This is a genomic window from uncultured Serinicoccus sp. (assembly GCF_947487915.1).
Classification (GTDB): Bacteria; Actinomycetota; Actinomycetes; order Actinomycetales; family Dermatophilaceae; genus Ornithinicoccus.
Genome location: NZ_CANKYH010000002.1, coordinates 117,753 through 131,690, shown reverse-complemented (window position 1 = coordinate 131,690; position 13,938 = coordinate 117,753). Strand labels below are relative to the sequence as shown.

General features: G+C 73.0%; 8 protein-coding genes and 1 pseudogene. 4 read left to right on the top strand and 5 right to left on the bottom strand.

Features of this window, described 5'->3' with window-relative positions:
* Positions 1–20 precede the first annotated feature (20 nt).
* Entirely contained in the window at positions 21–2,915 is a 2,895-nt protein-coding gene (locus Q0795_RS02430) for an FAD-binding and (Fe-S)-binding domain-containing protein (RefSeq protein WP_298886001.1), read from the bottom strand.
* 78 nt (positions 2,916–2,993) lie between these two features.
* Here Q0795_RS02430 and Q0795_RS02425 point away from each other — a divergent pair, with 78 nt between their 5' ends.
* Both Q0795_RS02425 and Q0795_RS02420 read left to right on the top strand, forming a co-directional pair.
* Positions 2,994–3,755 (top strand): maleate cis-trans isomerase, encoded by a 762-nt coding sequence (locus Q0795_RS02425; RefSeq protein ID WP_298885999.1) that lies wholly within the window; start codon positions 2,994–2,996, stop codon positions 3,753–3,755.
* Positions 3,752–4,474 (top strand): GntR family transcriptional regulator, encoded by a 723-nt coding sequence (locus tag Q0795_RS02420; protein WP_298885997.1) that lies wholly within the window; start codon positions 3,752–3,754, stop codon positions 4,472–4,474. The genes Q0795_RS02425 and Q0795_RS02420 overlap by 4 nt, the downstream gene beginning before the upstream one ends.
* Here the strand turns inward: Q0795_RS02420 and Q0795_RS02415 are convergent.
* Positions 4,462–5,979 (bottom strand): NAD-dependent succinate-semialdehyde dehydrogenase, encoded by a 1,518-nt coding sequence (locus Q0795_RS02415; protein WP_298885995.1) that lies wholly within the window; start codon positions 5,977–5,979, stop codon positions 4,462–4,464. The genes Q0795_RS02420 and Q0795_RS02415 overlap by 13 nt on opposite strands.
* Positions 5,980–6,043: 64 nt before the next feature.
* Between Q0795_RS02415 and Q0795_RS02410 the strand changes: the two genes are divergently transcribed.
* On the top strand, positions 6,044–7,294 hold the full coding sequence (locus Q0795_RS02410) for an aminotransferase class III-fold pyridoxal phosphate-dependent enzyme (RefSeq protein ID WP_298885993.1): 1,251 nt from the start codon (positions 6,044–6,046) through the stop codon (positions 7,292–7,294).
* Positions 7,295–7,480: 186 nt separating this feature from the next.
* On the opposite strand, the gene Q0795_RS02405 is transcribed toward Q0795_RS02410, so the two are convergent.
* Positions 7,481–9,226, bottom strand: a complete 1,746-nt coding sequence (locus Q0795_RS02405; RefSeq protein ID WP_298885992.1) for a BCCT family transporter — start codon at positions 9,224–9,226, stop codon at positions 7,481–7,483.
* 131 nt (positions 9,227–9,357) lie between these two features.
* Positions 9,358–10,908, bottom strand: a complete 1,551-nt coding sequence (gene betC / locus Q0795_RS02400) for a choline-sulfatase (RefSeq protein WP_298885989.1) — start codon at positions 10,906–10,908, stop codon at positions 9,358–9,360.
* 83 nt (positions 10,909–10,991) lie between these two features.
* Here betC and Q0795_RS02395 point away from each other — a divergent pair.
* Positions 10,992–11,801: pseudogene (locus Q0795_RS02395) on the top strand (SUMF1/EgtB/PvdO family nonheme iron enzyme); the annotation flags it as partial.
* 38 nt (positions 11,802–11,839) lie between these two features.
* On the opposite strand, the gene Q0795_RS02390 reads toward Q0795_RS02395, so the two are convergent.
* Positions 11,840–13,849, bottom strand: a complete 2,010-nt coding sequence (locus Q0795_RS02390; protein WP_298885987.1) for a BCCT family transporter — start codon at positions 13,847–13,849, stop codon at positions 11,840–11,842.
* Between the last annotated feature and the right edge of the window lie 89 nt (positions 13,850–13,938).

The following is a 13,938-nucleotide window of genomic DNA, read 5'->3' as shown; positions in this document are numbered from 1 at the left end:
CGGCGCGTCCGGTACGGCTTCTACCGAGCGTCCGCAGCGGGGGGTATGCCGTCGGCCAGCAGCTCGGCCAGGTGGCGGCCGCGGCGGGGGGTGAGGTCGGCGATCTGGGTGCGGCAGGAGAAGCCGTCGGCGAGGACCTCGGTGGAGGCGTCCGCCGCACGGACCTCGGGGGCCAGCACCCGCTCCCCGATCTGCCGCGAGAGGTCCGCGTGCCCGTCCTCGAAGCCGAAGTTGCCGGCGAGCCCGCAGCACCCCGAGTCGGGCACCCGCGCCCGGACCCCGGCCCGCTCCATGAGCGCCCGGTCGGCGTCGAAGCCCAGGACCGCGTGCTGGTGGCAGTGGACCTGGACGAGGGCCTCCCCGCCGACCTGCGGCGGCTCCCACCCGGGGGCCACCTCGGCGAGGGTCTCGGCCAGCGTGCGCACCTGGCCCCTCGCGAGCCTCGCCAGCTCGTCGTCGGGCAGCAGGTCCACCGCCTCGTGCCGGAAGAGCGCGGTGCAGCTGGGCTCGAGCACGACGACCACCGCCCCTGCCCGCAGGGCCGGGCCGATAGTCGCCAGGGACCTCCGCAGGACCCGCTGGGCCACCCCGAGCTGGCCGGTCGAGACCCAGGTGAGGCCGCAGCACACCGGCCCGCGCGGCAGGTGCACCTCCATCCCGGCGTCCTCGAGCACGGCCACCGCCGCCCGGCCCACCTCGGGCGCGAGGTAGGTGGTGAAGGTGTCCGGCCAGAGCAGGACCGGGGTCCGTCCCTCCCCCCGCGCCGGCGTGTGCTCCCTGGCGAACCAGGACGTGAAGCTCCGGGCGGCGAAGGTCGGCAGCTCCCGGTCGGCGGCGACGCCCCCGGCGCGCCGCACCAGACCGGCCAGGCGCGAGCCGGTCAGCGCGTTCGTCGCCCGGGGGGCGAGCGCCGCACCACGGGCGAGCGCCGGCAGCCACCCCATCGACCAGTGCGAGCGCGGCCGCGCCCAGGGCCGCCCACGGTAGAACTGGTGGGTGAACTCGGCCTTGTAGGTCGCCATGTCGACGTTGACCGGGCAGTCGCCCACGCACCCCTTGCAGGACAGGCACAGGTCGAGTGCGTCGTGGACCTCCTGGGCCCGCCACCCGTCGGTGATGACGTCGCCCTCCATCATCTCGAAGAGCACGCGCGCCCGGCCCCGGGTGGAGTCCTTCTCCTCCCGGGTCACCTGGTAGCTCGGGCACATCACCCCACCGGAGGTCTGCACGCACTTGCCCACCCCGACGCACCGTCGCTGCGCCTGGGCGAAGCTCCCGCCGTCGGCCGTGAAGGCCAGGGTGGTGCGCTGCGGGAAGCCCTGGGCGTGGCCGTGCTGGCGCAGCGACGCGTCGACCGGGGGCGGGTCCACGATGACGCCGGGGTTGAGCCGGCCCTGCGGGTCCCAGACCCGCTTGACCTGCGCGAACAGCGCGGTCGCATCCGCGCCGTACATCCGCTCCAGCAGGCCGCCGCGCGCCCGCCCGTCGCCGTGCTCGCCCGAGACCGACCCGCCCAGGGAGACGACCAGGTCGGTCGCCTGCTCGACGAAGCCGCGGTAGTCCCGCACCCCGGCATCCGTGACCAGGTCGAAGTCGATGCGCAGGTGCATGCAGCCCTCGCCGAAGTGTCCGTAGGACGCCCCCGAGTAGCCGTAGCGCGCCATGAGCTCGTCCAGCGAGGTGAGGTAGTCGCCCAGCCGCTGCGGCGGGACGGCGGCGTCCTCCCAGCCCGCCCACGCCTCGGCGCCGTCGGCGCGCCGCGTCGCCAGCCCGGTGCCGTCGCGCCGGCAGCGCCACAGCACCGCCTGCGCGCCGGGGTCGGTGACGACGGCCGCCGTGCTGCCGGGTATGCCGTCGCGCACCGCCTCCGCCACGTCCCCCGCCCGGGAGCGCGCCTCGGTCTCGTCCGCGCCGCCGATCTCGACGAGCAGCCACATGCGCCCCTCCGGCAGGCCGGCGCGCTGGGCGGCGCGGCGGGTGTCGTCCGGCAGCCGCTCGACGAGCGTGGCGTTGATCGACTCCATCGTCAGCGGACCGTGCGGCAGCACGGTGGGAACGCTGCGCGCGGCCGACACCGCGTCCGGGAAGCCCAGCGTGAGCAGGACCACCGCCGGCGGCGGCTCGGCGAGCGCGACGGTCGCCTCCAGCGTGGTGGCCAGGGTGCCCTCGCTGCCGCACAGGAGCCGCGCCAGGTCGACGCCGTGGTCGGGGTGCAGGTGCTGGAGGGCATACCCCGAGATCTGCCGGGAGAAGGTCCCGAAGCGGCGGCCGATGAGCGTCGCGTTCTCCTGCCCGATGCGGCCGAGCTCGGCGTGCACACCGGCCAGGGCCGGGTCGGGCGGGGTGGACTCCCTCGGCCCGGACCCGCCCGGGCCGAGGGAGTCCACGCGGGCCTGCTCCCCCGCCGCGGTGAGCACCCGCAGGCTGCGCACGTTGTCGGCCGTGGTGCCCCACGCGACCGAGTGGGCGCCGCAGGCGTTGTTGGCGATCATCCCGCCGAGGGTGCACCGGCTCGCCGACGACGGGTCGGCGCCGAAGGTCAGGCCGTGCCGCTTCGTCGCCGCGACGAGGTGGCCGAGCACGACCCCGGGCTGGACGGTCGCCGTCCGGGCTCCCGGGTCGATGTCGAGCACGCGGTTCAGGTGGCGCGAGACGTCGACGACCACGCCGCCGAGCGCGTTGCCGGCCATCGAGGTGCCGCCCCCGCGCAGGGCGACCGGCGCCCCCGCCTCCCGGGCCAGCGTCAGGGCCGTGAGGAGGTCCTGCTCGTCCCGCGGCACGACGACGACGTCGGGCACCACGCGGTAGTTCGACGCGTCGGTGGCGTAGAGCGCCCGCGAGAGCGCGTCCGCCCCGACCGACCCCCGCACCTGGGCCTCGAGGGTCCGGGCGAGCCGGGCGACGTCATACTCCATCTGTCCTCCTGACGATGATTGTCTACAATCTACGCACCAGCCGGCCGAGGACGACGGCCGCCGTCGACAGGGGTGAGCGTGAGCACGATCGGGATCCTCTACCCCGGGCACAGCGCGGAGGACGACTACCCCTGGGTGGAAGGGGTCCTGCGAGGGGCCGGGTGTGTCGTCCGCCTGCCGGTCGCGCACACCAGCGTCGGGGAGGACGCGCACCGCGTCGACGCGCTGCTCGACCTGGGCGGCGCGGCACGGCTGGCCGAGGGCGCCGACCGGCTGACGCGCCACACCCCCTGCGACGCGCTGGTGTGGGCGTGCACGTCGGGCAGCTTCGTCTTCGGCTGGGAGGGGGCGCACGACCAGGTGGCCGGGCTCGCCGCCCGCACCGGGCTGCCGACGACCTCGACGTCGCTCGCCTTCGTCCGGGCCGCGCACCGGTTGGGCCTGACGCGGGTCGCGGTCGCGGCGTCCTACCCGCACGACGTCGCCTCGGCCTTCGTGACCTTCCTGGCCCGCGCCGGCGTCGAGGTGACCTCCCTGGGCAGCCACGACATCCTCACCGCCGCCGAGGTCGGCACCCTGGGCCGCGAGCAGGTGCTCGCCCTCGCCGACGGCGTCGACCGCACGGGGGCGCAGGCCGTGCTGGTCCCGGACACCGCCCTGCACACCCTGCCGTGGCTGGAGGCCCTGGAGGCCCACCTCGGGACCGTCGTGCTCACCGCCAACCAGGTGAGCCTGCACGACGGTCTGGCGCTGCTGGGCGAGGTGCCGGCGGTGCCGGGGCTGGGACGGCTGTTCGCCGAGCCCCGTCGCCCCGGACCGCAGGACGGGGCAGCGAGGTGAGCGACCCCCGGACCGACCTCGGCGCCCCGGCACTGCGCCCGGTGCCGCGGGAGTCGACGCCGAGCATCGTCGCGGCGCGGGTCCGCGAGGCCATCGCCAGCGGCGAGATCGCCCCCGGCAGCCAGCTCGGTGAGGTGGAGTACGCCGCGCGCCTCGGCGTGAGCCGCGGCCCCCTGCGCGAGGGGCTGCAACGGCTCTCCCAGGAGGGCCTGCTGGTGGCCCACCGCAACCGCGGCCTGTTCGTCGTCGAGATGACCGACGACCGGGTCCGCGACCTCTACCTCGCCCGCGCCGCGGTCGAGCGGGCCGCGGGCGACCGGATCCACGAGACCGACCCGCATCAGGCGAGCCAGGCCCTGCTCGCCGTCGTGGACGACATGGCCGCCGCCGCGGCCACCGGTGACGTGCGCCAGGTGAGCACGGTCGACATCCGCTTCCACCAGGTGCTGGTCGACCGGGCACGGAGCCCGCAGCTGTCCCGCTTCCACGCCACTCTGCTCACCGAGACGCGGATGTGCATCCACCTGCTGGAGCCGACCTACGCGGTCGACGAGGAGCGCGTCGGTGAGCACCGGGAGATCGCCCGGTCCTTCGCCCGGGGCGGGGCGCGCCGCACCGACGCCCTCCTCGTCCGGCACATGCGGGACGCCATGCACCGGCTCACCGGCTCACCCCGGGGCAGCCTCGGCCCCGAGGTGGCCGGGGCTCAGCCCTCCTGAGCGGACCGCGGCCCGGCGATCCCGACGTACTTCAGCTCGAGGAACTCCTCGATCCCCACGGCGCCGCCCTCGCGGCCCAGCCCGGACTCCTTGATGCCCCCGAAGGGCGCGGCGGGGTTGGACACCACGCCCTGGTTGAGACCGACCATGCCGGCCTCCAGCGCCTCGGCCATCCGCAGCGCCCGGTCCAGGTCCCGCGTGTAGACGTAGGACACCAGCCCGAACGGCGTGTCGTTGGCCAGCCCCACGACCTCCTCCTCGGTCGTGAACGGGGTGAGCGGGGCGACCGGACCGAAGATCTCCTCGCTGCCCATCCGGGCCTGCGGGGAGACGTCGGTCAGCACCGTGGGCGGGTAGAACCAGCCGTCGCCGTCCGGGGCCTCGCCACCGGTGAGCACCTGGGCACCGCGGTCGACCGCGTCCTGCACGAGCTCGCGCACCTTGTCCAGGGCGGCCTGGTCGATGAGCGGGCCGACGGTGACGCCCTCCTGGGTGCCCGGGCCCATCGTGCGCCGCGACATCTCCTCCGCGAGCCGCTCCCCGAAGGCCTGCACCACCGACTCCTGCACGTAGATCCGGTTGGCGGCCGTGCACGCCTCACCCATGTTGCGCATCTTGGCGGCCATCGCCCCGGCGACGGCGTCGTCGAGGTCGGCGTCCTCGAAGACGATGAAGGGAGCGTTGCCCCCCAGCTCCATCGAGGTGCGCAGGACCCGCTCGGCCGCCTGCTCGAGCAGGACCTTGCCGACCTTGGTCGAGCCGGTGAAGGACAGCTTGCGGGCGAGCCCGGAGCGGATCATCGGCTCCATGACCTCGCCGGCACGGGTGGTGGTGACCACGTTGACGGCACCGGAGGGCACCCCCACCTCGGCGAGGATGTCGACCAGGGCCAGCATCGACAGCGGCGTCTGGTGGGCCGGCTTGATGACGCTGGTGCAGCCGGCGGCGATGGCCGGCCCGATCTTGCGGGTGCCCATCGCCATGGGGAAGTTCCACGGGGTGATGAGCAGCGAGGGCCCGACCGGCTGACGGAGCAGCAGGAAGCGTCCGTCACCCGCGGGGGACCTCTGGTAGCCCCCCTCGATGCGCAACGCCTCCCCGGCGAAGTGGCGCAGGAACTCCGCGGCGTAGGTCACCTCGCCCTTGGCCTCGGCCAGCGGCTTGCCCATCTCCAGGGTCATGACCAGGGCCAGCTCGTCGGCGCGGTCCATCACCGCCTGGTAGGCCGCGTTCAGCCAGTCCGCCCGCTGCCGGGGCGAGCTCGCGGCGAGCTCGGACTGCGCCTGCGCGGCGGCCTCGAGCGCGCGCATACCGTCCTCGGCTCCGGCGTCGGCGACGCTCGCGAGGGTGTGGCCGGTCGCGGGGTCGAGCACGTCGAAGCGTTCCCCCGACGTGGCCGGTTCCCACCGGCCCCCGATGAAGAGGTCGGTCGGGACGCGGTCGAGGGCGGGGTCGTGGTCCTGCCTGTCCTGCGACGTCTGGTCGGGTGATCCTGCGGCGCTCACGACGGCCTCCTGGTGATGCGGTACGTTCGGATTGTCAACAATCTATCAATCGCAGGAGTCGACCGTGGCGCACCTCAGCCCGATGCTCAAGCAAGCCACTCCCGTCATCGCCGACCGCGGCGAGGGGGCCGTGATCTTCGACGAGCAGGACCGCCGGTACCTGGACTTCACCGCCGGCATCGGCGTGACCAGCACCGGTCACGCCCACCCCGACGTGGTGGCGGCCGCGCAGGAGCAGGTCGCCAAGATCATCCACGCGCAGTACACCACGGTCATGCACCGTCCGCTGCTCGACCTGGTCGAGCGCATGTCCGAGGTGCTCCCCGAGGGCCTGGACTCGATGTTCTTCGCCAACAGCGGCTCCGAGGCGGTCGAGGCCGCCCTGCGCCTCGCCCGGCAGGCGACCGGCCGGCCCAACATCGTCGCCTTCCACGGGGGGTTCCACGGGCGCACCGTGGCGGCCGCGTCGCTGACGACCTCGGGCACCAAGTTCCGCTCCGGCTTCGCCCCGCTGATGCCGGGCGTCGCGGTCTCCCCGTTCCCGAACCCGACGCACTACGGCTGGAGCCAGGAGCAGGCCACCGACTTCGCGCTGCGCGAGCTGGACCACCTGCTGCAGACGGTGACCGCACCCCAGGACACCGCGGCCTTCCTCGTCGAGCCGGTCCTGGGCGAGGGCGGCTACGTCCCCGCCTCGGCAGAGTTCCTCGCCGGGCTGCGCGAGCGGGCCGACCGGCACGGCATCCTGCTCGTCGTCGACGAGGTGCAGACCGGGTGGGGCCGCACCGGCCGCTTCTGGGGGCACGACCACTTCGGCGTCTCCCCCGACGTGCTCATCACCGCCAAGGGCATCGCCTCCGGCTTCCCGCTGTCCGGGATCGCCGCGTCCCAGGAGCTCATGGGTCGGGCCTGGCCCGGCTCCCAGGGCGGCACCTACGGCGCCAACGCGGTGGCCTGCGCCGCGGCGCTGGCGACCCTGGACGTGATGAAGCGCGAGGACCTCGTCGGCAACGCCGCGGCGCGAGGTGAGCAGCTGCGGGGGCGCCTGCGCTCCGCGGCCGACGGCTATGCCGCGATCACCGACGTGCGCGGCCTGGGCCTCATGCTCGGCTCCGAGTTCCGCACCGCGGACGGCGAGCCCGACGGCGCCACGGCGACCCGGGCCCAGCAGGCCGCGGCCGAGCACGGCCTGCTGCTGCTGACCTGCGGCGCCTGGGGGCAGGTGGTGCGCTTCATCCCCGCCCTGGTCGTCACCGAGGAGCAGGTGGACGAGGCCGGTGACCTCTGGCAGAAGGCGCTCGCCTCGGCCCTCTGACGCCCTGCGTCCCCCGGCCCGGAACGACTCGAAGGACGCGACTGCACCGGGTATGTCGTGGAGTCGCCCTGGCGGGCGACATGTCCGCTGCAGTCGTGCACCGACAGGTCGGGTCGGCACGACCGGAGCCCGTGACCACCTCAGGGTGGTCACGGGCTCCGGTCGTGGGTCAGGACCCGGTCGTGGTCAGGACCCGGTCGTGGGCTGCTTGCTCTGGGCCTCGGCGTCGTCCTGCTGCGCCGCGGGGACGCCGTTCTCGGCCTCCTCGCGCTGCCGCGCCGCCTCCTGACGCTGCCGCTCGTCCTCCTCCTCGACGATCGCGATCTGCTCCTGCGGGGTGACCGTCGGGTCGCCGCGTTCCACCCGCTTCTTCTCGGCCCGCAGCCCGGCGAAGAGGGCCGGGATCATCGCGAAGACGAGGATGAAGATCGGCAGCCCGACGACGGTGATGACCTCCTGGAGCGCCGGGATCGCCTCGTCCCCGCCCAGGACGATGAGCAGCGCGGCCAGGGCGCCGAGGCAGACCGCCCAGAACACCCGCTGCCCGACCGGCCCCTCGTCGTTGTCACCGCTGCACAGCATGTCGATGACCAGGGCCGCGGAGTCGGCCGAGGTGGCGAAGAACAGCGCGACGATGACGACCACCAGGCCCTGCAGGAGGGTAGTCAGCGGGAAGTTCTCGAAGAAGGTGAACATCGCCAGCGGCACGCTCTCGGCGACCGCGGCCGAGATCGGGCCGCCGTCCCCACCGATCCCGTCGATGTCCATGGCCGACCAGCCGAAGATGACGAACCAGACGAGCGTGAACAGCGAGGGCGCGACGAGCACGCCGGCGACGAACTCACGGACCGTGCGGCCGCGGGAGATGCGGGCCAGGAAGACGCCCATGAAGGGTGCCCAGGTGACCGTCCAGGCCCAGTAGAAGACGGTCCACCCGGCCTGCCAGCCCCAGCCGTCGGCCTGGGTGGCGTTGGCCAGCGCGTCGTTCCAGAAGGCCAGCGAGGGCAGGGCCGCCAGGTAGTTGCCGGCGCTCTCGATGAGCGAGCGGAGCAGGAAGACGGTCGCGCCACCGGTGAAGAGGACGAAGAGCATCATGCCGACGGCCATGCCGATGTTGAGGTTGGACAGCCGCTTGATCCCCTTGTCGAGGCCGACGGCCACCGACACGGTCGCCACCGCGGTGAGCACCGTGATGACGAGGACCCGGACGAGGACGCTGTCACCGACCCCCGTCAGCTCGGACAGGCCGGCGCTGATCTGCGAGGTGCCCAGGCCCAGGCTGACGGCGAGGCCGAAGAGCGTGCCGAGGACGGCGAAGACGTCGATGGTCTTGCCGATCGGGCCGTGGATGCGCTCCTTGAGGAAGGGGTAGAAGACCGAGCTCACGCGCATCGGGAGGTCGTAGCGGTAGATGAAGAAGCCGAAGGCCAGCCCGGGCAGCGTGAAGATCGCCCAGGTGTGCAGCCCGAGGTGGTAGAGCGCGACGTTCATCGCGTCCTCCGCGGCCTGCGCGCTGTAGGGCTCCACCCCCGGGAAGGGCGGCGTGCTGAAGTGCGAGATCGGCTCCGCGACGCCCCAGAACATGAGGATGGTGCCGATACCGCCGGCGAAGAGCATGGTGAACCAGGAGACCTTGGTGTAGGCCGGGACCTCGTCCCCCTTGCCCAGCCGGAGGTCGCCGTACTTGCTGCTGGCGATCCAGATGAGGAAGATGAGCCACACGGTGACGCCGAAGATGAAGAACCAGCCGAGGTTGGTCGTCACCCACGTGCGGGCTGCGGCGAAGCCGTCCCCGATACTGGCGGGGAAGATGAGCAGCAGGGCCAGGATGAGAACCATCAACCCGGCTGAGGTGAAGAAGATCTGAGGGTTGGTCTTCAGACCCAACCGGCGTGCGAGGTCGTCCACGGTCGTCTCCTTGGGGTCGCGCACGGGACAGCGCAGTATGCTGATTGTCTAGTTGTCGACAACGCGACCTTAGCGAGAAGGTCACGCCGTGGCTACCTCCGCGCCCGACCGGACGGCAACGAATCGGCAACGATGTGCGGCCTGCGGGTGCCCTCTCACGCCTCGTCGTCGGCCAGCTTGGCGTAGCGGAACGCCGCCCAGAAGTCGCCGCGCACGTAGCGCTCCTCCTCTTGCACGACCAGGTCCCAGGGCCGGGTGCGCCCCTGGGACAGGGCGTGGGCGACGAGGCTGCGCCGATGTTGGCTCGCCAGGACCTCGGCCTCGAGCGCCCCGAGGTCGTAGCGGCTCTCGAGCTCGGCCCGCATGGCCGCCGCGTCCCCGGCATACCCCTCCTCCTCGACGACGTTGCGCAGCTCGTGCGGGTCGGCGTCGAGGTCGTAGAGCTGGTCCGGGTCCCCCGGGCAGAGCACCAGCTTGAGCCCACCGCGGACCAGGGTGACCTGCGGGTGGTGGGTCCCCTCCGCGAGATACTCCACGACGACGTCCCGGTCCTGCGGCGCGGCCCCCGCCGCCTCCCGCCGCGCGCTCTCCAGCAACGAGACCCCCGCCCGGGCGCCGCCGGCCGGGGAGCCGCCCGCGCCCGAGAGCTCGACCAGCGTGGGCAGCACGTCGAGCAGGCTCACCGGGTTGGCGTACCGCCCCGGCCGGACCAGGTCGGACGGGCCGCGCAGGACGAGCGGCACCCGGCTGCTCCGCTCGTAGGGCGACATCTTGTACCAGAGGCCCCGCTCGCCCAGCATGTCCCCGTGGTCGCTGGTGAGCACGACCACGGTGCTGTCCGCCAGCCCGAGGACCTCCAGGCGTGCGAGGAGGGCGCCGACCATGTCGTCGACGTAGCTCACAGCGGCGTAGTAGGCACGCCGGGCCCGGGCCACCGCCTGCCGGTCGGGGTCCTGACGGTCGAAGCCGCTCATGGTCCGGAGCCGGTGCGTGTGCGGGTCCTGGGCGACGTCCGGCGCCTGGGGGTGGGCCGGGTCGGGGAGGGACACCCCCGCGAAGCGCTCCCAGTGCTCCCGCGGCGGCTCGTAGGGGTCGTGCGGGTGGATGAACGAGGTGACCATGAGGAAGGGCTGCGGACGGTCGCCGGCCCGACGCGCCGCCTGGTGGGCTCGGGCCCGGTCGTCGAGGTGCCGCAGGCTGCGGAAGAGCACCTCGTCGTCGAAGTCCTGCTGCACGGTGGCGGCAGCGGCGCCGGCGGTGAAGACCGGGTCGGCGGCGTGGTACCACTGCAGCCGCTGGTCCAGCGGACGGCCCCAGTCGGGGACCATGTCGAGGTCCGCCGGGTAGACGTCCGTGGTCAGGCGCTGCTCGAAACCGTGGTGCTGGTCCGGCCCGATGAAGTGCATGCGCCCCACGAGCGCCGTGTGGTAGCCGGCCGACCGCAGCAGGTGGGCGAAGGTCGGCACCGAGGCCGGGAAGTCGTCGCCGTTGTCGAAACACCCGAGCTCGGAGGGCATGAGCCCGGTCATCATCGAGGCCCGGGAGGGCGCGCAGAGCGGGGTCGTGCAGTAGGCGCGGTCGAAGACCGCACCCTGCTCGGCCAGCGCGTCCATGTGCGGGGTCAGCGCCGCCTCGTCGCCGTAGGCGCCCAGCGCCTGCGGGGCGAGCTGGTCGGCCTGGATGACGACGATGTTCGGTACGGTCATCGGTGCGTCGTTCCTGTCGGTCGTCCGGTCCTGGAGGTGGTTCGGTGGGTGCCTGCTGCGGTCCCGGCCGCCCGGACCCCGGTATGCCGTCGCCCCGGCCCGCGACGTCGTCGCCCGGGAGGGCGGACCCGACGGTGGTCGCCCGGCTGGCCCGGCAGGCCCCCGTCCGGCTCACCCTCGTCGGGCTGGCCGGCGGGACCTTCCGGATGGGCAGCGAGGACACCCTGGCCTACCCCGAGGACGGGGAGTCGCCGGTCCGCGACGTGCACGTGGACCCGTTCGCGCTCTCCCCCACCACCGTCACCGTGGCGGCGTTCGCGGCCTTCGTGCAGGAGACCGGGCACCGCACGGACGCCGAGCGGTACGGCAGCTCCTTCGTCTTCGTCGGCCTGCTTTCCCCGGGGCACCGCGAGTCCGCCCCCGCCGTGCGCGCCGCCCCGTGGTGGCGGCAGGTGGCGGGAGCGACCTGGCTGGCGCCGGAAGGACCCGGGTCCAGCGCCGAGGACCGTCCGGACCACCCCGTCACCCACGTCTCGCTGGCGGACGGCCTGGCCTACGCCCGGTGGGTGGGTGCCCGCCTGCCCACCGAGGCGGAGTGGGAGCTCGCGGCGCGCGCGGGCCTCGACCAGGAGCCCTACCCCTGGGGCGCCGTCCGGGAGCCCGGTGGACGGCCCCGGATGAACACCTTCGAAGGCACGTTCCCGGACCGGCCCACCGCCCCGGTAGGGACGGTGCCCGTCGACGCCTACCCCGCGAACGGCTACGGCCTGCACAACATGACCGGCAACGTCTGGGAGTGGACGGCCAGCCCCTTCGGCGCCGGCAGCGAGGACCCCGTGCTGCGCGGAGGGTCCTACCTGTGCCACGCGTCCTACTGCCGCCGCTACCGCACCTCCGCCCGCACCGCGGCCACCGCGGACAGCTCGCTCGGTCACACCGGGTTCCGGTTGGCGGCGTCGTCCCGGGCCGCGCCCTCGGCGTCCGGGGACTGCTCCGGCTCGGCGTCGTCCTCGGGCTCGGCACCCTCCGGCACGGACCCGGCGGTCCATCCGTCGCCCCACTCGCCGGTCTCGTAGTCGTAGTCGACCGGGTCACCGTTCTCGTCCGTGCGGCGGTACCACTCCGTGTAGTTCTCGTGCTCGGAGTCGACCTCGGCCCCGGCGCCACCCCCGGGGCGGGCGTGCACGACCTCGAGCGCGAAGTCGTCGCCGTACTGGTCGACGCCCTCGACGACCGCGTTGCGCACGGCGTTCTCGGCATACAGGTGGCGCAGCGTCAACGGGTCGGTGCGCAGGTCCCGGAACCAGGCCACGATGATCAGCAGCATCACCAGCGCGAACGGCACCGCGGTGACGATGACCAGCTGCTGCAGCCCCTCCAACGCGGTCGCGTCCCCGAGCGAGAGCATCACCACGGCGATCCCCGACATGACCAGACCCCAGAACACCACCACCCAGCGGCGGGGGTTCTGGTCGCCGTTGCTGGCGAGCATGCCCATGACCACCGAGGCCGAGTCGGCCGAGGTGATGAAGAAGATCGAGAGCACCACGATGACGACGAAGGGCAGCCACCCGACATAGGGGAGGTTGTCGAGCACCGCGAAGAAGACCTCTGCGGGCGCCAGGTCGGCGCTCATGCCCGGCAGGCCCTCGCGGTACATCCAGATCGAGGTGCCGCCCATGATGCCGTAGGCGATGAACAGCAGGGACGAGGGGATGAGGATGGTCCCCAGGAGGAACTGCCGGATGGTCCGTCCCCGCGAGATGCGGGCGATGAAGATCCCGACGAAGGGCGACCAGGAGATCCACCACGCCCAGTAGTACACGGTCCACGCGGACTGGTAGGCGGCGGTCTCCTCTCCCCAGGACAGCGAGCGCCCCATCATGTCGAACATGGAGCCGAGGTACTCCATCATCGCCGAGGGCAGCAGGTTCATGAGGAACAACGTCGGCCCCAGGAAGAGCACGATCCCGACGATGCCGACCGTGAGCACGATGTTGATGCTGGACAGGTAGCGGATGCCGCGGGCCACCCCGGAGACCGCGGAGATGATGAAGCCCACCGTGAGGACCAGGATGATGACGACCAGGACGGTGTTGGTCAGCTCGTCGACGCCGGAGACGATGCTCACGCCCGCCCCGATCTGCATGGCGGCGATGCCGAGGGCGGCGGCGGTACCGAAGAGGGTCGCGATGATCGCGAAGATGTCCACCAGCTTGCCGGCGAAGCCGTCGGCGTGCCGGGCGCCGAAGAGGCTGCGGAAGATGGAGGACATGAGCAGGCTGCGCCCGCGCCGGTATGCCGCGTACGCCACCGCTCCCCCGACGAGGGCGTACATCGCCCACGCGTGGAAGCCCCAGTGGAAGTAGGTCTGCGCCATGGCCCGGTGCAGCGCCTCGGTCGACTCCGCCTCGTTCGTCAGCGGGGGCGGGGTGACGAAGTAGGTGAGCGGCTCGGAGGGGCCGAAGAAGAGCACCCCGATCCCGATGCCGGCCGCGAAGAGCATCGCGACCCAGGCGAAGGTGCTGAACTCCGGCGTCTCACCGTCCTTGCCCAGCGGGATCCGGCCGTAGGGCGAGAAGGCGATGATGAGCAGGGCCACCAGGATGATGATCGCCACGCTGTTGAACAGCCAGCCCAGGTTGGTCGTCGCCCAGGAGAAGGCTGCCGCGGAGACCCGGGCGACGCCCTCGGAGTCCGCCACGCCCCAGATGACGAAGGCGACGGTGAGCACACCGGCCAGCGCGAAGACGGTCTTGCTCAGGCTGTAGCGACGCCGCTGCTCGTCCACCGAGATCCCGGGCACGAGGGCGGGGTGGATGTCGTGCGGGTACGTCGGGCGCTGGTAGTCCAGCTTGCCCAGGGAGGCGCCGGCGCGGCGGCCGGCGCGCCTGGCGTCCTCGGCGATCGTCGTGCGGGGCGGTCGTCGGTCCTCTGACATGAGGGTGGCCTTCTCGGGGTTCGTCGCGGTGTCGAGACCCAGACGCACAGGTGGCGCGCCGGGCGGAGGTCGACCGCCCGGGGGACGGC

Bases quoted from the DNA above. Each gene is read 5' to 3' on its own strand.
- Q0795_RS02390 (WP_298885987.1), bottom strand. From the start codon at position 13,849: ATGTCAGAGGACCGACGACCGCCCCGCACGACGATCGCCGAGGACGCC.
- Q0795_RS02430 (WP_298886001.1), bottom strand. From the start codon at position 2,915: ATGGAGTATGACGTCGCCCGGCTCGCCCGGACCCTCGAGGCCCAGGTG.
- betC (WP_298885989.1), bottom strand. From the start codon at position 10,908: ATGACCGTACCGAACATCGTCGTCATCCAGGCCGACCAGCTCGCCCCG.